This window comes from Shewanella sp. SG41-4, from assembly GCF_014164505.1.
Lineage (GTDB): Bacteria > Pseudomonadota > Gammaproteobacteria > Enterobacterales > Shewanellaceae > Shewanella.
This window is the reverse complement of sequence record NZ_JACJFI010000726.1, coordinates 1-788: the sequence shown is the minus strand read 5'-3', so window position 1 is coordinate 788 and position 788 is coordinate 1. Positions and strand designations below refer to the sequence as shown.

General features: G+C 54.6%; 1 protein-coding gene. It reads left to right on the top strand.

The genetic code is table 11. From position 1 onward, the window contains the following. Nucleotides 1–788: hypothetical protein (locus tag H5202_RS23520; protein ID WP_182774122.1), on the top strand; the 788-nt coding region annotated here is incomplete at both ends.

Genomic DNA, 788 nt, shown 5'->3' with positions numbered 1-788 from the left:
GTCACTGACGGCAATGGCAACACCCTATTTAACGGCCCTGTCACTCAAGACATGCTCGACAACGGCTTTGACGTTGAAGTGCCTGTCACTGCAGGCGCAACTGATGTTGATGTGACCGCGCAAGTAATTGATATTGCGGGTAACCCATCTGCGACTGCAACAGATACACAACCTGTTGATGCCACCATGGCACCAGCACCGACTGTAGAGTTCAGCGGCATGGGCAGCGATGGCGTGTTCAACAGCGATGAGATCGGTACTGACGGCACTGTGACCGCCACCGTGACGCTAGCGACTGGCACCCAAGTTGGCGACACCTTGATTGTCACTGACGGCAATGGCAACACCCTATTTAACGGCCCTGTGACTCAAGACATGCTCGACAACGGCTTTGATGTTGAAGTGCCTGTCACTGCAGGCGCAACTGATGTTGATGTCACCGCGCAAGTGATTGATATCGCCGGTAACCCATCTGCAACCGCCACTGACAACCAACCTGTGGACAATGTTGCCGCACCTGCACCGACTGTAGAGTTCAGCGGCATGGGCAGCGATGGCGTGTTCAACAGCGATGAGATCGGTACTGATGGCACTGTGACCGCCACCGTGACGCTAGCGACTGGCACTCAAGTTGGCGACACCTTGATTGTCACTGACGGCAATGGCAACACCCTATTTAATGGCCCTGTCACTCAAGACATGCTCGACAACGGCTTTGACGTTGAAGTCCCTGTCACTGCAGGCGCAACTGATGTTGATGTTACGGCGCAAGTGATTGATATCGCCGG